We start from the raw sequence: 21,675 nt of genomic DNA, 5'->3' as shown, positions 1-21,675 counted from the left end.
CATCCTCCGATCGAGCCCGCCGCCCCCCGGGGTGGCGGGCTCGTCGGCGTTCCGGGCCGGCGGTTCCGGCTCGACATCGCCTACGACGGCACGGACTTCTCCGGGTGGGCGCGCCAGCCCGGCCGCCGCACCGTGTGCGGGGTGCTCGAGGACGCGCTCGGCGTCGTGCTGCGCGAGCCGGTGGCGCTCACCGTCGCCGGGCGCACCGACGCCGGCGTCCACGCCGCAGGTCAGGTCGCCCATGCCGACCTCCCGGGAACGCTGGATCCGGCGTGGTTGGTGCGCCGGCTCGCCCGGCTCCTGCCGCCGGACGTGCGCGTGCGGGCCGTCACCCCCGTGCCCGAGGCGTTCGACGCGCGCTTCTCCGCGCTGCGCCGCCACTATCGCTACCGGGTCGCGACGGCCGCGCACGGCGCCGAGCCGCTGCGCGCCCGGGACACGCTCGCCTGGCCCCACCCGCTCGACGTCGAGGCCGTGCAGGCCGCCTCGGACGGCCTGCTGGGGGAGCACGACTTCGCGGCGTTCTGCAAGCGGCGGGAGGGTGCCACCACCGTGCGGGCGCTGCAGGAGCTCACCTGGACCCGCGGTGCCGACGGTGTGGTGCAGGCCACCGTGGCGGCCGACGCGTTCTGCCACTCGATGGTGCGCAGCCTCGTCGGCGCGCTGCTGGACGTCGGGCGGGGCCGGCGGGTGGCGGGCTGGCCCGCCGGGCTGCTGCTCCGTTCGGAGCGGGCGAGCGAGGTGCCGGTGGCTCCGGCCCACGGACTCACGTTGGTGGCGGTGGACTACCCGCCGGCGACCGAACTCGCGGCCCGCGCGCACGCCACGCGGCGGCTGCGCACCCGACCTGAGAGCTGACTAGGCCGAACGGGTTACGTTCGCCGGCCCCCTCCAGGTGTCACTTGGAGTTTCCCCGTGCGCAATTCACACGAAGGGGGACAACACGTACGGTGACGCGGACCTTATCGTTTCACCCGATAGATCGAGCCTCACCTGTTGCGCACCCGGCGAACGGAGACGCCTTGACGACGATGCCTGAGGTCCGGCTGGAGGAGCTGGATCCCACCACCGCCGCCTGCGAGAGCGTCTCCCTGGAAGTCGACTGCCGGCCCGCGCCCGCCGTCGCTCCGCGCACGGTCACGTCGGCACAGCTCGACCAGGCCGTACGTCAGCTGCGGGAGCGCCGCGGACGGCCCGCCGCGGAGCAGATGCAGGCCATCCTGCGGGCACTCGACCTCACCGTCGTCTCCGACAACGAACTTCGGCGTTAACCGTCGAGCCGAGGCGTTGCCTCGGCGGCATCACCTGGTCGAGAGTGATCGGGTGACTGCCGAGCCCTCACCCGCTGCCACCGCCGAGGACCGCAAGTACGGCGATAGGGTGACCGCCGTCGAGCCCGGTGGGAACGAGCCCATCCCGGCCGCCGAACGGCACGGCCGGCCCCGCCAGCTGTTCTGGACGTGGACGTCGCCGAACCTCGAGTTCGCCACCGTCTTCGTCGGTGTCCTGTCCGTGTCGGCGTTCGGGCTGACGTTCCCGCAGGCCGTCGCCGCCATCCTGCTCGGCAACGGGCTCTCGGCGCTGGCCCACGGGATGCTGTCGGCGCGCGCCCCGTCGGTCGGCGTGCCGCAGATGGTCCTCGGCCGGGCGGCGTTCGGGTACCGCGGAAACGCCGTTCCGTCCGCGCTGATGACGATCACGTCCGGCTTCGGCTGGTTCGCTGTCAACAGCGTCAGCGCCGCGTTCGCGCTGGAGTCCCTCACCGGCTGGCCGGCCCCGGCCTGGCTGGTCGTCGTCGTGCTCGTGCAGATCGCGGTCGCCTTCTTCGGGCACAACCTCGTGCAGGCGTTCGAACGGTTCGCGTTCCCGGCTCTCGCGATCGTGTTCGCGATCGGCGCGGTGATCGTGCTCGCGCGGTCCGACCCGTCCTTCGTGCCCGAGGGCGGCGGCACCGGTGGGCTCGGCGGGTTCCTGCTGACCGTCGGCGCGGTCGTCGGGTACACCGCGGGCTGGACCCCGTACGCGGCCGACTACGCGCGCTACCTGCCCGCAGACTCCTCGCGGCCACGCACCGGCCTCGCCGCCGGGCTGGGACTCTTCGGGTCGACGACCGTGCTGATGATCGTCGGCGCGGCGTCGGTCAGCGCAACCGCGGCCGCCGGCATGGCGTCGGACAACCCGGCCACCGCGTTCGTCGGCGTGCTGCCGGGCGCGCTCGCGGCGCTCACCCTGCTCGCGATCGCCCTCGGCGCGGTGGCCGCCAACGTGCTGAACGTCTACTCGGGCGCGATGGCCTTCCTCAGCGCGGGTGTGGACGTGCCGCTGCGCTGGGCACGTGCGGTGGTGGCGGTGGCCTTCGGGGTGGTCGGGTTCGTGATCGCGCTGGTGGCGCTCGCCGATGCCGCCCACAGCTACGAGGCGTTCCTGCTCGTCATCGTCTACTGGATCGGGCCCTGGCTCGGTGTCGTGCTCACCGACCAGTACCTGCGCCGGGGCGGGCTGCCGGTCGGGATGCTCTACGACCGCGGCTACCGCAACCACGCCGGCCTCGTCGCGCTGCTGGCCGGCATCGTCGTGTCCGTGCCGCTGTTCTCGAACCAGGCGTTGTTCACGGGCCTGGTGCCCGCGCTCGTGCCCGGAGTGGGCGACGTGACGTTCGTGGTCGGCTTCGTGCTGGCGGCCGGGCTGTACGCGCTGCTCTTCCGGCGGGTTGCGGTGAACACCACGGGGGCCGGAGGGTGAGGCCCGTGGCTCCCGACCCCGGCACGCTGCTCGACGTCGCGCTCGACGAGGCGAAGGCCGGCCTCGACGAGGGCGGCATCCCGATCGGGGCTGCGCTGTTCGCCGCCGACGGCACCCTGCTGGGCCGCGGGCACAACCGGCGCGTGCAGGACGACGACCCGTCGATGCACGCCGAGACGGCCGCCTTCCGCGCCGCGGGCCGGCAGCGGGACTACCGCGGCACGGTGATGGTCACCACGCTCTCGCCCTGCTGGTACTGCTCGGGGCTCGTGCGCCAGTTCGGGATCGGGGCGGTGGTGGTCGGCGAGGCGCGCACGTTCTCCGGCGGTCACGACTGGCTCGCCGAGCACGGGGTGACCGTCACGATGCTCGACGACGAGCGCTGCGTCGCGCTCATGACCGACTTCATCGCCACCCACCCCGAGCTCTGGTACGAGGACATCGGAGAGGCCCCTTCATGATCCCCAACATCGACATGGCGGCCTGGCGCGCGGGCGACCCGGCGATCGGCCCGACCGTCGACGAGGCGCTGCAGCGGGCCGGGTTCCTGCTCGCGGCCGGGCACGGCGTCGACGACGCGCTGCGTGCGGAGGTCCGGGCCGCCGCCCGGCGGTTCTTCGCGCTCCCCACCGAGGTCAAGCAGCGCTACGCCGTGCGGATCGGCGGCCGGGGCTGGCTCGCGCCCGGTGTGGAGGCCAACGGCAACGTCGAGGGCGTGGAGACCCCGCCGGACCTCAAGGAGTCGTTCGCGGTGGGCCCGGAGACCCCCACCGGTGATCCGGCCGTCGACGCGGTGTGGTTCCCACCGAACGTGTGGCCCGCGGAGGTCCCGGAGCTGCGCGACGCGGTCGGCCGCTACGTCTCGGCGATGACCGCCGTGTCCCGTGAGCTGCTGGAGCTGTGCGCCGCCGCGCTCGGCCTGCCGCGCGACGCCCTGACCGCCCTCGCGAACCACCCGACCTGGACGTTCAACATCAACCGCTACCCGCCGCTCACCGAGGTCGGTGAGCCCGTGCCGGGCCAGTTCCGGATCGGCGCCCACACCGACTTCGGCACGGTCACCGTGCTGGACCGCGAGCCGGGCGCGGGTGGCCTCCAGGTCGACGTCGAGGGGGCGGGCTGGAGGGACGCCCCCTACGACCCGGCCGCGTTCACCGTCAACATCGGCGACCTGCTCGCCCACTGGACCGGGCTGCGCTGGCGTTCGGGCCGGCACCGGGTGCTCCCGCCCCAGCCGGACGCCCCGAACGAGGAGCTCGTCTCGCTGGTGTTCTTCTTCGAGCTCGACCACGACGCGCTGGTCACCCCGCTCGTACCCCCGCTGGGGCGGCGGGCGGACCTCGAGCCGGTGGTGTCGGCGCCGTTCCTGCGCGAGCGGTTGGACGCGATCTCCATCGGCTGAGCAGGCCGCTCTCGCTCACGGTGCGGTTGGGGCCCGTCCGCGGATTCCCCCGAACGCCCACGCCGGGACGGGTCCCGCCGCTACCGTCGGCCCGTGTCCCGCCGAGCGAACGGCGTGCCGGCGCCCGCCACCCGCGACCAGGCCGACGCCTACCGGTTCGGCCTCCGGCGGCTCGAGGCGGCGCTGGTGCGGGGCGACCCGGTGCCCCTGCACGAGCAGATCCGGTCCCAGCGGCGTGCGGCGCTGGTCGGTGTCGTGCTCGGCCTGCTCGGCCTGTGCGTGGCCGCCGTGCTCGCGGCCGTGTCGCCGCGGCCGAACTGGACCCACCAGGCCGTGGTCGTCGGCATGGGTTCCGGGGCCATGTACGCGGTGGCGCACGACCCGGACCGGCTCGTCCCGGTGGCGAACCTGCCTGCGGCCCGGCTCGTGCTCGCCGCGCTCCGGGCCGGCGGGAGCACGGACGTCGACCCGGCCACCGCCACTCCGGTCCCCGTCCCGGACCCCCTCCTCGACGGCGCCCCGCGCACACCGGCCGCGGCCGTCCCCGGCGCGCTCGGCGTGCGGCCGGGCGGGCCGCCGGTGCCGCCGAGCTGGGCCGTCTGCGACTCCGTGACGCCCGACGGGACGCTCGTGGCCACCACGGTGATCGGCGGCGCAGCCCCGCTCGCGCCCGGCCCGGCCGAGGAGAGCGTGCTGCTCGACGCCGACGGGAGCACGTGGCTCGTCACGGCAGGCCGTCGGCACCGCGTCGACGCCGAGGACGGCCGGGCCGCCGCGGTGCTGGGGATCACCGGACGGGTGCCGCGGGCGGTGTCACCGGCCCTGCTGCCGCTCCTGCCAGAGGGTCCACCGCTCGTCGACCCGGCCGTGCCCGGGCGTGGCCGGCGGGCGCCCGACGGGCTGCCGGGCCGGATCGGCGACGTGCTGGTCGCCCGCCCTCCCGGTGGCGCCGTGCAGCACTACGTGGTGCTCGCCGACGGTGTGCAGGAGGTGCCCGCGGTGCTGGCCGAGCTGCTGGGCGCGGCCTCGGAGTCGCGCGAGCCGCAGCCGGTCGGTGCCGCGGAACTGGCCGGCGCCGCCGTCGTCGACGAGCTTCCGGTCACGGGCTGGCCGGACGTCGCCCCGCGGCTGGTGGAGGCCGCCGAAGCACCCGTGCTCTGCTGGACCTGGGCCGCCGACGGCGAGCCGGGCGGCGCCGTCCGGACGGCCGCGGCGCCGCCCCTGGCGGGGGTGGTCCCGGTGGCGCTCGCGCAGGCCGACGGGGCCGGCGACCGGCTCGACGCGGTGGCCGTCGGGCCCGGCGGCCCGGTGCGGGCCACCAGCCAGGGCAGCGAGCCGGGCACCGGGGCGTTGTGGCTCGTGTCCGGCAGCGGTGTGGCCCACGGCGTGGCCGACGAGGCCACGGCCGCAGCGCTGGGGATCACCGCGGCGGAGCCGGCCCCGGAGGCCGCCCTGCGCCTGCTGCCGACGGGCCCGCCCCTGGACGTGGGCGCCGCCGGGCAGGTGGTCGATGTGCTCCCGGCCGGCTAGCGGCGCGTTCGTCGGACAGGGCGCCGGTTGCGGCGCTACCTGCGGTTCGGGCGGCGGCGGAGCACCGCGATCGTGACGCCCGCCGCCGCGAGCAAGGCCGCTGCCGCCAGCAGGTCCAGCGGGCTGTCGGGGGCCGGCCGCTCGCCGGGAGAGGGCTGGGCGCCGGGGAGGTCGGCCGCGAGCGCGGCGGCGTTCGCGAGGCCCTCAGGGTCGGGGGTGAGGTGGGCGGGCACGGCGGTGAGCGCGGCGAACGGGTCCACCACGCCGTGGCCCAGCGAGCCGGCGTCGCCGGGCGCCCTGCGCGCGGTGGCCGCGATGCGATCCGCGACCTCGGACGCGCTGAGCTCGGGGAACCGCTCGCGGACCAGCGCGGCGAGGCCCGCCACCCACGGCGCCGCGAAGCTGGTGCCGTCCAGGCCGCCGGTGGTGCCGCCGCCCACCGCGAGCGAGCGCAGCCCGGTGCCGGGCGCCGCCACGTCGACCCACGGTCCGGGCATCGTGAACGGGGCCGGGGTGTCGTCGGGGCCGACCGCGCCGACCGTCAGGACGTCCGCGTCGTACCAGCCGGGCAGGGCGACCTGGTCGCGGGCGTCCGCGGCGCAGGAACCGGACCCGACGTTGCCCGCGGCGGCGACCACCACGACGTCGGCTGCGGCGGCGGCCCGCAACGCGGCCTGCATCGTGCCGCCCGCCTCGGCGGCGCGTGCCGCGGGCAGGCAGACGGCCTCCGAGATGTTGACGACGTCCGCGCCCGAGCGGACGGCGAGCATCACCGCCTCGGCGAGGGTGGCGGTGTCGCCGGCCGCGCGCCGCCCGCCGCCCGGTGCGGGTACGTCGAACGAGGGGCTCGACTGCCGGATCGCGAGCAGCTGCGCGTCCGGTGCGATCCCGACGGGCGTGGTGGAGCGGCCGCCGCGGACCGGGCCGGCGGCGATCAGCCCGGCGACGGCGGTGCCGTGGCCGTCGCAGTCGTCGAGGCCGTCGCCGCCGGTGAGGTAGTCGCCCCCGCCGCGCAACCGGGAGCCGAGCAGCGGGTGCGGGGCGATCCCGGTGTCGATCACGGCGATCACCTGGCCCCGCCCGGTGGCGAGCTGCCGCAGGTCGGCGAGGCGCAGGCGCGCGGCGACGCTGCCCCGGCCCGACGGGACGCCCGACGGGTCGGCGCGGGGCGGAGTGCAGCGCGCGGCCGCCCGGATCCCCGGCGCCGGACCCGGCCGCCGGCCCGGGGGCGGGGCCACGCGGATGACGAGCGGCGGCCCGGGCGGCGCGGGGTCCCCGGTGGGGCCGGGTGCGGCGGTTCGGGCCAGGGAGGCCGGGGCGGTCCCGGCCGCCGCCGGTGGGGCATCCGGCACGCCCGTGACCGTGGCGACGCAGACGAGCGCCGCCGCCGCCACGTGCCCGAGCCGGGCGCGCGGGCTCACAGCCCGCGGACGAGCCGGAAGAGGTCCATCGCCGCGAGTGCCAGCGGCACGGCAGCGGCGACGAGAACCATGTCGAGCAGGTCGATCGCGCGCCGCGACACCGGGGAGCCTGCCGGGCCGCTCCGCCCGACCGCGACGAGGCCGAGCCCGACCACCGCGAGCAGGACCCCCACCGCGACCAGCCGTGCCAGTGGCTCGGGCCGGACGGCCGTGAGGATCGCGAGGCCCACCAGGCCGACGACCGCGCAGCCGAGCAGCGTGTGCGACGGAACGGGGTCGGCGAAGCCGCGAGACCGCAGGGCGAGCACCGCGATGATCACGCAGGCCAGCGCGGGCCCGGCCCAACCGCCCGCGGCCGCGGCCGGGAGCGCACCCGCGACGGCCACGGCGGCGCACCCGCCCGCGAGGCCCGCGAGGTAGCCGCGGGCGAGGTCGGAGCGCTCGGCGAACTCGTCCGGCGGCAGGACGTCGGGGCCGCGGTCGGCGTCCACCAGATCGGCGCCGTCGGCCGGTACCACCGGGCGGGGCAGCCCCGACAACCGCAGCGCGACGCGGGGCAGCACCGGCCCGACCGCCACGGCGAGCGCCCCCACCGCCGCCGCGACGGACGAGGGCGGGCTCTCGAACCGCAACACGGCCACCGCGCCCAGCCCCACGGGCACGGCCGCCACCACGACGGCGACGAGCGCAGGGGCCACCACCCGGAGCGCGAGCTGTGCGGCCGCGGCCACAGTGCCTGCGGCCACGGCGGCGAGCAGCAGCCGCGCCGCGGCGGAGGAGCCGGGAAGAGCCGCCCAGCCGGCCGCTGCGGCGAACGGCCCGGCCGCGAGCGCCGCGGTGCACCCCGCGAGGTGGGTGTGGGCATCCGGCTCCACCCGGGCCGACCGCGCCGCGAGGCCCACCGCCACCCCTGCCGCGAGCGTGGCGGCCACCGCGCGCAGCACCGCCGTGTCGGTGGAGCCCACCGCGAGCAGCGCGGCCCCCGCCACGGCGACCAGCAGCACCGCCGCGGCGGAGAACCTGCGGTCGTCGCGGGCCGCGCTGCCCGCTCCGGAGGCGAGCTCGTCGACCGGGTCGTCGAACACGGGTGGCGGCGGTGGCTGGACGTCCGGCGCGAGGCGCAGCAGCTCGCCGTCCGGCACGCCCAGCTCGGCGAGCGAGGCCCCGGGCGGAAGCGGGGCGCCCGCCGCGCCCGTGAGCCGCCACGGCACCGGCCGCACACCGAAGATCGGCTCACCGACCAGGTCGAGCATCATCGGGACCAGCTCGGCCACCGGCACGTCGGCGGGCAGCGCGACATCGACGGTGGCGCGCGGCGCGAGCACGGTGAGGTGGCGGTACGGCGCGCGGTACACCGCCTCCTGACCTGCCGTGAGCATGGTGGGTCCCCTCCGCGTCGCCGGTGCGCGAGTTCTGCGAAACGGCCCCGGCGCCACCCGTCGGCTGCCTAGCATCGCAGCGCCCATGGCCCCGCGGGGCCGTTTCGAGCGAACTCGTGGGGGCCGAAGATGCCGCGACCCGCACCGCCCCCGATGCCGGGCGGCGAGCTCACGCTCGAACCGCCGCCGGAGCCGGAACGGGTCGTCCCGGCGGGCGTGCTGCAGCGGATGCTGCCGCTGGTCATGCTGATCGGCTCGGTGGGCTTCGTCGCCGTGGCCGGGGTGGACCAGCCGACCTCGTGGCTGTTCGGAGGGATGTTCGCGATCTCCTCGCTCGGGATGCTGCTCACCGGCAGCGGTCGGGCCGGCGGTGGCCGCGCGGCCGACATCGACGAGGACCGCCGCGACTACCTGCGGTACCTGTCCCTGCTCCGCGGACGGGTACGGGGCATCGCGGACGCACAGCGAGCGGCGCTCGAGTGGTCGCACCCGGAGCCGTCCGCATGGCCGGCGGTGCTGCGGGCGGGCCGGATGTGGGAACGCAGGCCGGGCGACCCCGACTTCGCCCACGTCCGCGTCGGACGCGGCGCCCAGCGCATCGCCACCCGCCTCGTGCCGCCGCAGACCGGGCCGGTCGACGGCCTCGAGCCCGTCACCGCGCTGGCGCTGCGCCGTTTCCTGCTGGGCCACGCCGTCGTGCCGGACCTGCCGGTGGCGCTGTCACTGCGGGCGAGCGGCATGGTCTGGCTCGAACCGGCGGGTGGCGCGGGGATGGATCGAGTGCGCGCGCTCGCCCGCGCCGCCGTCGTCCAGTACGCGCTCTGGCACGCGCCCGCCGACGCGCTGCTCGCCGTGGTGGCGCCACCGTCGCTCGCCCACGAGTGGGAGTGGGTGAAGTGGCTGCCGCACGCCGGGCACCCGCGCCGCCAGGACGTGGTCGGGCCGCTGCGGATGGTCACGGCCGACGCCGACGACGTGCGGCACTGGTGGCTCGCCGAGCTCACCGGCCGCGCGAGCGGCCCGGGCAGCGGCGAGCCACACCTGCTCGTCCTGGTCGACGGCGTGGCCGAGGGACCGGGGGCCTGGGCCGGCGTCGCGGGTGTCACCGTCCTGCGGGTCGGGGCGCCACCGGGCAGGCGTCCGGCACCCTCGGTGGTGCGGCTGTCGGTGGCGCCGGAGCTCCTGCTGCGTGGCGGTGGCGACGAGCAGCCCGTCGTGATCGGGTGCCCCGACGAGCTCACCGCCGCGGAGGCCACGGCGTTCGCCCGCCGGCTGGCGCGCCACCGTGCGGCCGACGTCACGGCCGTGGGCGCCGCGGGCTCCGGGGCGCCGGCAGGCCTGCCCACGCTGCTCGGCCTCGGGCCCGGCCCGGCCGGGATCGCCGCGCTGCGGGCCCGCTGGGCGCGCTCGGACGGCGACCGGCTGCGCGTGCCGATCGGCGTCGACGAGAGCGGCGGCCCCGTCACCCTCGATCTCAAGGAGTCGGCGCTGGGCGGCAGCGGCCCGCACGGGCTGTGCGTCGGCGCCACGGGTTCGGGCAAGAGCGAGCTGCTGCGCACGCTCGTGCTCGGCCTGGCCGCCACCCATTCGTCGGAGGAGCTCAACCTCGTCCTCGTCGACTTCAAGGGCGGTGCCACGTTCCTCGGGCTCGCCGGCCTGCCGCACGTCTCCGCGGTGATCACGAACCTCGCCGACGAGCTCGGCCTCGTCGACCGGATGGCCGACGCGCTCGCCGGTGAGATCACCCGCCGGCAGGAGCTGCTGCGGGCGGCGGGCAACCTCGTCGGGGTCACCGAGTACGCCGCGGCCCGGCGCGCGGGCTCCGGCCTGCCGCCGCTGCCCGCCCTGTTCGTCGTGGTCGACGAGTTCTCCGAGCTGCTCGCCCAGCGGCCGGAGCTGATCGACCTGCTCGTCACGATCGGCAGGCTCGGGCGCTCGCTCGGGCTGCACCTGCTGCTGGCCTCGCAGCGCCTCGACGAGGGCCGGCTGCGCGGGCTCGAGTCGCACCTGTCCTACCGGATCGCGCTGCGCACCTTCTCCGTCGCGGAGTCCCGGGCCGTCCTCGGCGTGCCGGACGCACACCGGCTGCCGTCCACGCCCGGTTCGGCGTTCCTCGCCACCGGCACCGGCGAGCTCGTCCGGTTCCGGTCCGCGTACGTGTCGGGGCCGGACACGATGGCGAGCGCACCCGCCCCGGCGCCGCGGCGCCCGCGGGCCCACCCGTTCCGCGTCGCGCCCGTGCGGGCGCCCCACGCACCGCCACTGCCGGACGGGGACACCGCGGACGGGCCGAGCGTCCTCGACTCCGTCATCGCGGCGATGGCCGGGTCCGGTCCGCCCGCCCACCGGGTCTGGCTCCCGCCGCTGGACGACCCGCCGCCGCTGGACGAGGTGCGCGGACCCGCCGGCGCCCCGCTGGAGGTGGCCGTCGGGCTCGTCGACCGGCCCTACCAGCAGCGCCGTGACGCGCTCGTCGTCGACCTGGCCGGCGGGCACCTCGCCGTCGTCGGTGCGCCCCGCACCGGGAAGTCCTCCGCGCTGGCCACCACCGTGCTGGGGTTGGCTCTCTCCAGCACCCCCGACGAGCTCGGCGTGCACGTGCTCGACTTCGGCGGCGGCGCGCTGTCCGCGCTGGCCGGGCTCCCGCACGTCGGCACGGTCGCCGACCGGCAGCAGCCGGACCTCGTGCGCCGGGTCGTCGCCGAGTTCGCGGCCGTGCTCGCGCGGCGCGAGCAGCTCTTCCGGGAACACGGCATCGCTTCGGTGGAGGCGTTCCGGGCCGGCCGGGCCACGGGTGCGTTCCCGGACGAACCGGCCACCGACGTCCTGCTCGTCGTCGACGGGTACCTCGTCCTGCGGGGCGAGTTCGACGAGCTGGAGGCGCGGCTGCTGCCGCTGGCCGCGCAGGGCCTGTCCTACGGGCTGCACCTCGCGCTGTCGGCCACCCGCTGGAGCGAGCTGCGCCCGGCGCTGAAGGACCTGGTCGTCGGCCGTATCGAGCTGCGGCTGGGCGAGGCCGCCGAGTCCGAGGTCGACCGGCGCCGGGCCGCCGCCGTGCCCGCCCGCCCGGGGCACGGGCTCGCGGCCGACGGCGCGCCCGCCGTGGTCGCCGCCCCCCGGCTCTCCACAGCGGACCTCCCGGCGCTCGTGGCCGGGATCGCCCGCGACCGGCGCGGCCCCGGGTTCGCCGGGGTGCGGCTGCTGCCCGATCGCATCGACCTCGGCCGGCTGCCGCCCGGCGCCACGGGCGTTCCGCTCGGGGTGGACGAGGAGCGGCTCGCACGCGTGGCGCTCGACCCCGCCGCCGACCCGCACCTGCTGTGCTTCGCCGACGCGGAGAGCGGCAAGACCGCGCTGCTGCGGCTGGTCGCGCACGGCGTCGTCACGGCACTCGCGCCCGAAGAGGCGCGCATCGTGGTGGTCGACCACCGGCGCACCCTCCTGGGCGTGGTGCCCGGCACCCACCTGATCGGCTACACGAGCACCCCCGATGCCACCGCGGTGGCCGCCCGCGAGGTGGCGGACTCGCTGCGCGCGCGGCTGCCCGGCCCGGGCGTCACGCCCCGGGAGCTGCGGGGACGCAGCTGGTGGAGCGGGCCCGACGTGTACGTGCTCGTCGACGACTACGACCTCGTCGCCCCGGGCGGCGGCACGGCGAACCCGCTGCTCCCACTCGTGGAGTTCCTCGCGCAGGCCAAGGACGTCGGGCTGCACCTGGTCGTCGCCCGGCGGTGCGGTGGCGCCGCGCGGGCCCTGTACGACCCCGTGCTCGGGCGGCTCCGCGAGCTCGCCACCCCCGGCCTCGTCATGAACGGCAGCCCCGACGAGGGCGCCCTGATCGGCGCCGTCAAGCCGTCCTCCGAGCCGCCGGGGCGCGGGATGCTGGTCGACCGGCGGCGGAACGCGCGCCGCGTCCAGCTCGCCTGGCTGCCACCGCAGGACGACGGGTCGTGACCGGCGTCCCGGTTCGCGTCGCGGTCCAGGAGGGCGCGGGCTTCGTCCGGGTCGCGGGTGCGGCCGCGGACGGCCCGCCGTGGCTGATCGCCGAGCTGCCGGCACCGGGGCCCGGGGTCGCCGTGCTCCTCGCCGAGCTCGTCGGGCCGCCGCCGCAGGAGCTGGTGCTCGTCCATCCCGCGCGGTGGTCGCCCGCGTGCGCGCAGCGATGGGTCCGGGAGTGCGCCGGGCTGGCCGGCCGGGTCCGCACCGTGCCCGCGCCGCTCGCGGCCGCCGGCCCGGGCGAGGTCGCCGTGCTCGACGTCGGCGAGACGGTGGCGGAGGCCGCCCTGCTGGACCCAGCCGGTCACGTGCGGGCCGTGGCCGCGGCGGAGGTCGGCGGGCGGCTCCTGGACGAGAAGGTGGCCGCTCGCACGGGCCGTGACCCGGCGGCGGCACGGGCGGTGCGGGAGGCGTTGTCGCTGCTCCCGGTCGTGGACGGGGTCGGAGCCGCGGACGTTCGGACGCTGCTCGCAGTGCCGCTCGGGGCCGCGGTGGAGGTGTTGCGCGAGGTGCTGGCGGACGCCCCGCGGGTCCTGCTCATCGGCGGGCTGGCCCGCACCCCCGCGCTAGCTCGTGCGGTCGATGAGGCAGGCATCACGCAGGTGGAGGTTGCCCATCGTCCGGAGGCTGCCGCAGTGCTGGGTGCATTGGACAGCGTTGTGGATCCGTACTGCTGTTCTGAGGGCCCCTCGACAGCAGTACGGCTCCATACTGCTGTCCATCTGCCCGAGCTGCCCTCCCGTCGGCGGCGGCCCTTGCGGGTGGCGTTGGTGGGTTGCGTTGGCGCAGTCGTCTGCGTCGGGCTGCTCCTGCTCGGGCGGCTCCTGGCTCCGCCGGCCGCCGACGCCCTGCCGGCGGGTGTCCTGGTGCAGTACGGCTACCGGCTGGACGTGCCCGCGGGCTGGGAGCACACGGGCGGGCTGCCCGAGCGGCGCAGGGTGCTGCTCACCCCGCTGGCCGCGCCGGAGGCCAGCGACCTGATCGCGGTCGAGCGTTCGCCGCTCGGCTACGACACGGCCGCCGAGCCGCAGCGGGCGCGGGCCGAGCTGCGCGCCGCGTTCGACGCCGCCGTGACCGCCGGCTCCGCGTTCTCCGGCTACGACCCGGCCAGCCGCTTCGCCGGACGCCCGGTCACCGCCTACCGGCAGGAGGAGCCCGGCGGCACCGCCGTCGACTGGTTCGTCGTCCTCGACCGCGACGCGCAGCTCAGCGTCGGCTGTCGCCACACGCCTGCGGGCGCGGAGGCGGTGCGGGCGGCCTGCGCCGTGGTCGTCGCGTCGGTCCGCCGTGCGTGACGTTCACACCTGCGAACGATCTGCCGCGTTCCGGCCCGCCGGGGCGGGCCCCGGTGCGAGCGTGACGGCATCCGCACGGAAAGGGGACCGGCATGACCCAGGGGTTCGGCGCCAGCGTCGAGGAGATGCAGACCGCCGCGAAGCACGTGCTCGCCGTCAACGACACGGTGCAGACCGACCTGGCCACGTTGCGGGCCCGGCTCGCCCCGCTCGCCGGGGCGTGGCAGGGCGCCGCGGCGGCGGAGTTCGCGAAGCTCATGCTGCGCTGGGACACCGACGCGAAGGCGCTGAGCGACGCCCTGCGGGGCATCGGCGAGTCGATACGGGGAAGCGGTGTGAGCTACCAGGCGCAGGAGGACCAGCACACCGGTGACCTGTCCGCGATCCGCGCGGCGCTGGGCTGAGGGAGACCGGGATGACCGAGATCAGGGTCACGTTCGCGGCGCTCGAGGCCGCGCAGTCCGACGTCACCGGCGTCGCGACCCGCATGGCCGGCGAACTGGAGGACCTCAAGCGGTTCCTCACGCCGCTGGTCGCCACCTGGGTGGGGCAGGCAGCCACCGACTACCAGGTCGAACAGCGCCGGTGGGACACCGCGGCCGCCAACCTCGCCACCGTGCTCGGCCAGATCGGCGTTGCGCTCGCGTCGGCGAACGAGAGCTACCGTCGGGTCGAACAGGCCAACGCCGCGCGCTGGCGATGACGTTCCGCCGCGTGAGGTGCCCCCCGCCGGGAGTCCAACACATGTCTCGACGGCCCAGGTCCCCGCTGGGCGCACCGGCGAACCGCCCGAGTATGCCGATACGCGCGGCGGCTCGCCGGCACACCCAGCGGAAACCTGGGTCCGCCGATACACGCACCGGACCCCCAGCGGGGGACACCAGGGGGCGTTTTGACCCCCCTCGGACGCGGCGGGTACCCTCGATATTCGATGTGCGGCGGGTGGACACCCGCGGCCGTGCCAGCACGGCCCGCACGGCCCGGCCCACGGGCCCGGCGCCCCAGCATGCCGCACTCGCGCACCAGAGGCAGCTCCCACGAGCAGACGACAGCGACGAGGTAGGTCCGTGCCCACGTACAGCCCCAAGCCCGGCGAGATCACTCACGCCTGGCACGTGATCGACGCCACCGACGTGGTGCTCGGCCGCCTCGCCACGCACGCCGCCACCCTCCTGCGCGGGAAGCACAAGCCCACCTACGCCCCGCACATGGACACGGGCGACTTCGTCATCATCGTCAACGCCGAGAAGATCGCCGTCTCGGGCACCAAGCGGGACGACAAGTTCGTCTACCGCCACAGCGGCTACCCCGGCGGCCTGAAGCAGCGCACCGTCGGTGAGATGATCGAGAAGCACCCGGACCGGCTCGTCGAGAAGGCGATCAAGGGCATGCTCCCGAAGAACCGCCTGGGCCGGGCGATGGCCAAGAAGCTCAAGGTCTACGCCGGCCCCGAGCACCCGCACGCCGCGCAGAAGCCGGCCGCGTTCGAGATCACCCAGGTCGCGCAGTGACCACGCCAGACGCGACCACACCGGAAGAGGGACAGCCCGTGACCACCCCCGAGTCCGAGGTCGAGGCCGTCGAGGAGGCCGCGGTCGACGCCGAGGCCACCGAAGACGCCGAGGCCACCGACGCCACTGAGGCCGACGAGGCCACCGACGCCGACGAGGCCACCGACGCCGACGAGGCCACCGACGCCGACGAGGCCACCGAGATCGCCGACGCCGCTGACGAGTTCGACACCGACATCGCCGCCGACGTCGCGCTGCCCGAGATCCCGGCCGTCTTCTCCGACCGCCCGATCCAGACCGTCGGCCGCCGCAAGGAGGCCGTGGTCCGGGTGCGGCTCATGCCCGGGTCCGGTTCCTTCCGGCTCAACGGCAAGTCGCTCGAGGAGTACTTCCCCAACAAGCTGCACCAGCAGCTGATCCGGGAGCCGCTCGTCACCGTCGAGAAGACCGAGCGCTTCGACATCTTCGCCAACCTCAAGGGTGGCGGCACGTCCGGCCAGGCAGGCGCACTGCGGCTGGCCATCGCCCGCGCGCTGGTCGAGGCCGACTCCGAGGACCGCCCGCCGCTGAAGAAGGCCGGCTTCCTCACCCGTGACCCGCGGGTCATCGAGCGCAAGAAGTACGGCCTCAAGAAGGCCCGCAAGGCGCCCCAGTACAGCAAGCGCTGACGCATTGAGCGCACGGCGCCTGTTCGGCACCGACGGCGTCCGCGGACTGGCCAACGGCGAGCTCCTCACCCCGGAGCTCGCCGTGGCGCTTTCCGCATCGGCTGCCCGGGTGCTGGCGGAGCGCGACCGCTCGCGGCGCCCGGTCGCCGTCGTCGGACGCGACCCGCGCGCGAGCGGCGAGATGCTCGAGGCCGCGGTCGTCGCCGGGCTCACGTCCGCCGGTGCCGACGCGGTGCGCGTCGGGGTCCTGCCCACACCCGCGGTCGCGTACCTGGTCGGTGACCTCGGGGCCGACCTCGGCGTGATGATCTCCGCGTCGCACAACCCGATGCCGGACAACGGCATCAAGCTGTTCGCCGCGGGCGGCCACAAGCTCCCGGACGCCGTGGAGAGCGCCGTCGAGGACGGGTTGGGTGCCGCTGCGGCTCGGCCCACCGGCCCGGCCATCGGCCGGGTGCACGATCTCGGCGACGCCTCCGCCCGCTACCGCGACCACCTGCTGACCGTCACGCCCGCCCCGCTGTCCGGGCTGCGCGTGGTGGTCGACTGCGCGCACGGGGCCGCGTCCACGGTTGCCCCGGAGACGTACCGGCGCGCGGGTGCCGAGGTGGTGGCGCTGCACGCCGAGCCGGACGGGCTCAACATCAACGACGGCGTCGGCTCCACCGACGTCGGCGCGCTACGTGCGGCGGTCCTGGCAAGCGGTGCTGAGCTGGGCATCGCCCACGACGGCGACGCCGACCGCTGCCTGGCCGTCGACGCCACCGGCGCGGACGTCGACGGCGACCAGATCATGGCCGTGCTGGCCCTCGCCCTGCGCGATGCGGGTGAGCTGGCCGCCGACACGCTCGTCGCCACCGTCATGAGCAACCTCGGGCTGCACCTGGCGATGCGCGAGGCCGGCATCACGGTGCGCACCACGGCCGTCGGCGACCGGTACGTGCTCGAGGAGCTGCGCCAGGGCGGGTTCAGCCTCGGCGGTGAGCAGTCGGGGCACGTCGTGATGCCGCGGTACTCCACCACCGGCGACGGCCTGCTCACCGCGTTGCGGCTGATGGCGCGCATGGCGGCCACCGGGCGGTCGCTCGCCGAGCTCGCCGCGATCGTCACCCCGCTGCCCCAGGTGCTGCAGAACGTGCGCGTGGCCGACAAGGCCGCGGTGGCCGGGTCCCCCGCCGTCCGCCGGGCGGTGGAGAAGGCCGAGATCGAGCTCGCGGGCTCCGGGCGCGTCCTGCTGCGGCCGTCCGGCACCGAGCAGCTCGTGCGGGTCATGGTCGAGGCACCCACGCCGGAGCAGGCACAGGCCACCGCTGTCCGGTTGGCCGAAGTCGTCGCCGCGGTCCACTAGTACGCCTCGCGCGAGCCGCCCCGGGTGGGGCGAACGGCACCCTCGCACGCCAGGCGCGAGCGAGCGCGCCGCCCGTACCACCGACGCCGGGCGCCGCGGGGAGATCGAGCTCGGCCTACGGCGAGGTGTCGACCCCGGCGTAGGCGTGTGCGAACCAGCTCGCCAGCAGCGGGTCGCCGAGCAATGCCGAGAGCCAGCCCTCCCGCAGGCCGGTCGCGAACCCGCCCGGCGCCGCGCCGAGGGGTTCGGCGCCGTTGCGGAAGCCGGACATGATCATCCGCAGGTACCACATGGTGAACGCCTCGGTGCGCCAGATCGCGGGCAGCCGGGTGCTCGAGTACGCCGCGAGGCGGCGACCGTCCCGGGCCGCGCCGAAGCGGTCGACGAGCCCGGCGGCCAGCTCGACCGCGTCCTGGATCGCGAGGTTCATGCCCTTGCCGGCCGCGGACGTGATGAGGTGCGCGGAGTCGCCCGCGAGGAAGAGCCGGCCGTCCTGCATCGGCTCGTGGACCCGCACCCGCAGGTCGACCACGGTCGGCTCGCCGAGCGGCACGCCGTCGAGCTTGCCGTGGATGGCGAGCCGGTGTGCCAGCTCCGCGCGGATCCGGGCCTCGGGCCAGTCCGCGGAGGTGTCCGTGGCCGACGCCTCCAGGTAGTAGCGGGTCTGGTGCGGGCCCCGGCGCATCTGCCCCGCGAAGCCGCGCGGGTGCAGGCCGTAGATCTGGTGCTCCTCGAGCGGCGGGGCGTCGGCGATCACCGCGACGAGGCGGGCGGGCAGGTCCTCCTCGCTCGAGCGCAGGCCCGTCATCGCCGCGGCGACCACGCTGTGGGAGCCCTCGCACCCGACCACGACCCGGCCGCCGACCTCGGCGCCGTCGGCGAGCGTGACGACGGCGCCGTCGGCGTCCTGGCGTGCCCCGGTGACGGTGCAGGCGAACCGCACGTCGCCGCCGTCGGCCACCACCGCGTCGCTCAGGGCGCCGACCAGCTCGTGCTGGGGGTAGATGAAGTTCGGCCGGTCGCCGGTCAGCCGGCCGTAGTCGAACACCGTCGACGCGGCGGGCGTCCGGAACTCCATGCGGCCGTTGCGGAGCCCGAAGTCGAGATCCACACCGGCGATGCCGGCCGTCCGCAGCAGCTCGACGGTGCGGTACTCGATCAGGCCGGCCCCGAGCTTGGCGGTCAGCTCGGCCCGCGACCGGCGTTCGACCACCTCGACCGCGATCCCGGCCCTCTGGAGCAGGCGCGCCAGCACGAGGCCGGCGGGACCGGCACCTACGACAACGACATCCCGCAGCACATCCCCCATGGCATCCCCCCCACGCCGATTTCCGCATTCTGCCCCGGTGGGCGGTCGCTCGGGGCACGATCGCCCCATGCCGCCCGATCTGCACCTCCAACCCGACGGGCTGCGCCTGCACGCCCGTTCGGCGTCCGGGCTGGCGGACGAGCTGCATGCCGCACTGCGTGGCGCGCCCGCGGGCTTCGAGGCCGAGCGACTCCGGGGTGCGGTCCGGGCGGCGGTGTCCGAGCTCGCGGAGCTCGCCGCCGCGCTCCACGGTGCCGCCGTCGCCGGGGACACGGCGGACGCGGAGATGTCGGCCGTGCTCACCCGCCTCCGGGATGCCCTGGGCGAGCCGTGAGCGACGATGCGCTCCACGACGCGGCGCGGTGGTGCGCGCGGCTCGCCGAGGTCCTCGGTGACGTCGGCCGCCGGGCCGTGGAGCTCGGTCAGCTGGTGGCCCGCGACTGGCCGGACGCCCACGGCCGCGAGTGGGCGGAACGCACGTCGTCGCTCGGTGGCCTGCTCCAGCGGGAGGCGACGGCCGCGGCCGAGCTCGGCGGGTCGTACGCCCGTGCCGGGCGGGGCACCGGGATGCGGCTCGGTGGCACGGACGCCCAGCGCGTCGACGACGAGCGGGGCATGCGGATCGCCGGGCTCGATCCACCTCCTCCGGGTGGCTGAGCTACGACGGACCAGCGGTACGGATCAGGGGCGGGCGGTCAGGGTGGTGCCGGACACCTTGCCGTCGACGAGGACGTCGACGCGGTCCTCGCCCAGGAGGTGGTGGAGCAGGAACGCCGTGACGAGGGCGCGGGTGAGGCGGCGGGTCTTGGCATCCGGGCTGCCGGACAGCACGAGGTCGCTCCAGTGCACGCCCTCGAGGAACCCGGTGTGGGAAGCCTTGGTGAGGGTGCGCAGCCAGACGGGTCCGCCGGCGGCCGCCGCCACCGGCTCGGCGTTGCCCGCGGCCGGCGAGACGGTGTCGCGACCAGCGGCGAGGTGCAGCACGGGCACCGTGACCGCCTGCGCCGCCTCGATGACGGATGCGTGCGTGTGGGCCACCGCGATCGTGACGACGGCCGCGGCCCGCGAGTGGCCGTGGGCGGCCACGAGCGCGGCCCCGCCCCCGATGCCGTGGCCGGCGAACGCGGTGCGGCGGGCGTCGACGCTGATCCGCCCGTCGCCGAGCCGCACGCCGGCGCACACGTCGAGGGTGGTGCGCAGGTCGGCGGCGAAGCCGGCGTGGCTGGGCAGCGGGCCGCGGTGGCTGCCGGGGGCGGCGGCGACCATGCCCCAGGACGCCAGGTGGCGCAACAGGCCGGCGTAGCGCTCGGGCGGTTGCAGCCAGTCGTGCCCGAACGCGACGGCGGGCAGCCCGAGGCCTTCCTCGGGCGCGAAGACCACGCCGGGGAGGCCGACCATGCCGAGGTCGCCACGCAGGACGGTGTGCGGGCCGGGCCGCGACAGCTGCTCGACGGCGTCCTTGGCGCCGCGCACCTCGGGCGGTCGGGCTGCGGAGCGGGTGCGGGTCACACGGGCACGTTAGCGGCCCCGGCGTGACGAGGCGACGGGACGCGCGCAGCCGTTCTAGGCTCGCCGCATGAGGGGTGTGTGGACCGCGCAGCAGGTGCGGGATGCCGAGGCCGTGCTGCTGGCCCGCACCCCGGAAGGTGCGCTGATGCGGCGGGCCGCGTTCGGGCTCGCGGTGCACGCGCGCCGGATGCTCGCCGCCGACGGCCGGGTGGCCGGGCGGCGGGTCGTGCTGCTCGTCGGGGCGGGCAACAACGGCGGCGACGCGCTGTGGGCCGGCATGGAGCTGCGCAGGCGCGGGGTGGGCGTCACCGCGGTGCTGCTCGAACCGGCCCGGGCGCACGCCGCGGGACTCGAGGCGTTGCTGCGCGCCGGCGGGCGCACGGTGGACGCCGAGGCCGGGCTCGTCGCGGTCGCCGGCGCCGACCTCGTGATCGACGGCGTCATCGGCATCTCCGGCCGGGGCGCGTTGCGGGAGCCGGCCGCCCGGCTGGTCACGGCCGTCGAGCACGCCGGCGTCCCGGTGCTGGCCGTGGATCTGCCCAGCGGTGTCGACCCGGACACCGGCGCCGTCGACGGTCCCGCCGTCACCGCCGCCGCGACCGTCACGTTCGGTGCGCTCAAGCCGGTGCACGTCCTCGCCGCGGGTCGTTGCGGACCGGTGCACCTGGTGGACATCGGGCTCACCCCGCTGCTGCCCGAGCCGCACGCCCACGTCCTCGACGCCCCCGACGTGGGCCGGTGCTGGCCGGTGCCCGGGCCGGGCGACGACAAGTACACGCAGGGCGTCACGGGGATCGCGGCCGGATCGGCGACGTACCCGGGGGCGGCGGTGCTGGCGGCCGGCGCCGCCGCGCTCGCGACCAGTGGCATGGTCCGGTTCGCCGGCAGCGCGGCGCCCGGCGTGCGCTACCGCTGGCCGGAGGTGGTGGCCGCCGGGTCGATCGAGGAGGCCGGGCGCGTGCAGGCCTGGTCGGTGGGGCCGGGCATCGGCACGGACGACGCCGGCCGCGCGGTGCTGGCGGCAGCGATCGCCGCCGGGGTGCGGCTGTGCGTGGACGCCGACGCCATCACGCTGCTCGCCGCCCACGAGGACCTCAGGGACGCGCTGCGGGGACGGCCGGTGGTGATCACCCCCCACGGCCGGGAGTTCGCCCGGGTGGCGGACGAGGTGGGCGCCGACCGGATCGGGGCGGCGCGCCGGGTGGCGGCCGACCTCGGCGTCACCGTGCTGCTCAAGGGCAACGCCACCGTCGTCGCCGATCCGGACGGGCGCGTGCTCGTGCACCCGGCGACCTCCTCGTGGGCGGCCACGGCAGGGTCCGGCGACGTCCTCACCGGCATGATCGGTGCCCTGCTCGCCGCGGGCCTCGAGCCGTGGTGGGCCGCGGGTTGCGCCGCGTACGTCCACGGCCTGGCGGCGGATCTGGCCGCGCGCGGCGCCCCGGCCCCGGCGTCGCGGTTGCAGGCCGCGCTGCCGGCGGCGATCCGCTCCGTACGGGCTGCTCCGCTCTGACACCGATGCCCGCTCGCGGGTGGATCGGAGGTCGGGCCAGCCGGGATGCGTG

General features: G+C 76.5%; 20 protein-coding genes. 16 read left to right on the top strand and 4 right to left on the bottom strand.

Going from position 1 to position 21,675, the window contains the following annotated elements:
* Positions 1–9 precede the first annotated feature (9 nt).
* From truA to eccB, 6 genes are all read left to right on the top strand, one after another.
* A complete protein-coding gene (gene truA / locus ACU436_RS10630; RefSeq protein WP_459024329.1) occupies positions 10–858 on the top strand; it encodes a tRNA pseudouridine(38-40) synthase TruA in 849 nt (282 codons plus the stop codon).
* A 164-nt stretch (positions 859–1,022) separates the two neighbouring features.
* Positions 1,023–1,271 carry a hypothetical protein gene (locus ACU436_RS10625; protein ID WP_459024053.1) on the top strand — a complete coding sequence of 83 codons (249 nt, stop codon included), beginning with the start codon at positions 1,023–1,025 and terminating at the stop codon, positions 1,269–1,271.
* Between the two features lie 52 nt (positions 1,272–1,323).
* On the top strand, positions 1,324–2,742 hold the full coding sequence (locus ACU436_RS10620; protein ID WP_459024051.1) for a purine-cytosine permease family protein: 1,419 nt from the start codon (positions 1,324–1,326) through the stop codon (positions 2,740–2,742).
* A gap of 5 nt (positions 2,743–2,747) precedes the next feature.
* Entirely contained in the window at positions 2,748–3,203 is a 456-nt protein-coding gene (locus ACU436_RS10615) for a nucleoside deaminase (RefSeq protein WP_459024049.1), read from the top strand.
* Positions 3,200–4,144, top strand: a complete 945-nt coding sequence (locus tag ACU436_RS10610; RefSeq protein ID WP_459024047.1) for an isopenicillin N synthase family dioxygenase — start codon at positions 3,200–3,202, stop codon at positions 4,142–4,144. The genes ACU436_RS10615 and ACU436_RS10610 overlap by 4 nt, the downstream gene beginning before the upstream one ends.
* 93 nt (positions 4,145–4,237) lie before the next feature.
* Positions 4,238–5,674, top strand: a complete 1,437-nt coding sequence (gene eccB / locus ACU436_RS10605) for a type VII secretion protein EccB (RefSeq protein WP_459024046.1) — start codon at positions 4,238–4,240, stop codon at positions 5,672–5,674.
* Positions 5,675–5,709: 35 nt separating this feature from the next.
* On the opposite strand, the gene mycP is transcribed toward eccB, so the two are convergent.
* On the bottom strand, positions 5,710–7,095 hold the full coding sequence (gene mycP, locus ACU436_RS10600) for a type VII secretion-associated serine protease mycosin (protein ID WP_459024044.1): 1,386 nt from the start codon (positions 7,093–7,095) through the stop codon (positions 5,710–5,712).
* On the bottom strand, positions 7,092–8,474 hold the full coding sequence (gene eccD / locus ACU436_RS10595) for a type VII secretion integral membrane protein EccD (protein ID WP_459024042.1): 1,383 nt from the start codon (positions 8,472–8,474) through the stop codon (positions 7,092–7,094). Before eccD ends, mycP begins: the two co-directional genes overlap by 4 nt.
* Before the next feature lie 129 nt (positions 8,475–8,603).
* Here eccD and eccCa point away from each other — a divergent pair, with 129 nt between their 5' ends.
* The 7 genes from eccCa to glmM all read left to right on the top strand — a co-directional run bounded on the left by eccCa (position 8,604) and on the right by glmM (position 17,292).
* Positions 8,604–12,428: a type VII secretion protein EccCa gene (eccCa, locus tag ACU436_RS10590; protein WP_459024041.1), complete on the top strand. Its 3,825-nt coding sequence runs from the start codon at positions 8,604–8,606 to the stop codon at positions 12,426–12,428.
* Positions 12,425–13,765, top strand: coding sequence for a type VII secretion-associated protein (locus ACU436_RS10585; RefSeq protein ID WP_459024039.1), 1,341 nt, complete (start codon positions 12,425–12,427; stop codon positions 13,763–13,765). The genes eccCa and ACU436_RS10585 overlap by 4 nt, the downstream gene beginning before the upstream one ends.
* A gap of 92 nt (positions 13,766–13,857) precedes the next feature.
* A complete protein-coding gene (locus ACU436_RS10580) occupies positions 13,858–14,169 on the top strand; it encodes a WXG100 family type VII secretion target (protein WP_459024038.1) in 312 nt (103 codons plus the stop codon).
* Positions 14,170–14,180: 11 nt separating this feature from the next.
* Complete coding sequence (locus ACU436_RS10575) at positions 14,181–14,468, top strand: WXG100 family type VII secretion target (protein WP_459024036.1); 288 nt, start codon at positions 14,181–14,183, stop codon at positions 14,466–14,468.
* 364 nt (positions 14,469–14,832) lie between these two features.
* Positions 14,833–15,276: a 50S ribosomal protein L13 gene (gene rplM / locus ACU436_RS10570; RefSeq protein WP_459024034.1), complete on the top strand. Its 444-nt coding sequence runs from the start codon at positions 14,833–14,835 to the stop codon at positions 15,274–15,276.
* A 38-nt stretch (positions 15,277–15,314) separates the two neighbouring features.
* Positions 15,315–15,944: a 30S ribosomal protein S9 gene (rpsI, locus tag ACU436_RS10565; protein WP_459024032.1), complete on the top strand. Its 630-nt coding sequence runs from the start codon at positions 15,315–15,317 to the stop codon at positions 15,942–15,944.
* 4 nt (positions 15,945–15,948) lie between these two features.
* Positions 15,949–17,292, top strand: coding sequence for a phosphoglucosamine mutase (glmM, locus tag ACU436_RS10560; RefSeq protein ID WP_459024030.1), 1,344 nt, complete (start codon positions 15,949–15,951; stop codon positions 17,290–17,292).
* A gap of 115 nt (positions 17,293–17,407) precedes the next feature.
* Here the strand turns inward: glmM and ACU436_RS10555 are convergent, their stop codons facing one another.
* On the bottom strand, positions 17,408–18,601 hold the full coding sequence (locus ACU436_RS10555) for an FAD-dependent monooxygenase (protein WP_459024028.1): 1,194 nt from the start codon (positions 18,599–18,601) through the stop codon (positions 17,408–17,410).
* A gap of 67 nt (positions 18,602–18,668) precedes the next feature.
* Between ACU436_RS10555 and ACU436_RS10550 the strand changes: the two genes are divergently transcribed.
* Both ACU436_RS10550 and ACU436_RS10545 read left to right on the top strand, forming a co-directional pair.
* Positions 18,669–18,935 carry a hypothetical protein gene (locus tag ACU436_RS10550; protein ID WP_459024026.1) on the top strand — a complete coding sequence of 89 codons (267 nt, stop codon included), beginning with the start codon at positions 18,669–18,671 and terminating at the stop codon, positions 18,933–18,935.
* A complete protein-coding gene (locus tag ACU436_RS10545; protein ID WP_459024025.1) occupies positions 18,932–19,258 on the top strand; it encodes a hypothetical protein in 327 nt (108 codons plus the stop codon). The genes ACU436_RS10550 and ACU436_RS10545 overlap by 4 nt, the downstream gene beginning before the upstream one ends.
* Positions 19,259–19,282: 24 nt before the next feature.
* Here the strand turns inward: ACU436_RS10545 and ACU436_RS10540 are convergent, their stop codons facing one another.
* Positions 19,283–20,110, bottom strand: a complete 828-nt coding sequence (locus ACU436_RS10540) for a poly(ethylene terephthalate) hydrolase family protein (RefSeq protein WP_459024024.1) — start codon at positions 20,108–20,110, stop codon at positions 19,283–19,285.
* A gap of 67 nt (positions 20,111–20,177) precedes the next feature.
* On the opposite strand from ACU436_RS10540, the gene ACU436_RS10535 reads away from it, so the two are divergent.
* Positions 20,178–21,623, top strand: coding sequence for an NAD(P)H-hydrate dehydratase (locus ACU436_RS10535; RefSeq protein ID WP_459024022.1), 1,446 nt, complete (start codon positions 20,178–20,180; stop codon positions 21,621–21,623).
* Positions 21,624–21,675 lie beyond the last annotated feature (52 nt).

It is taken from the genome of Pseudonocardia wallangbongensis (genome assembly GCF_054486945.1).
Note: the sequence above shows the minus strand (reverse complement) of the source record. Positions and strands in the feature narration are given on the sequence as shown.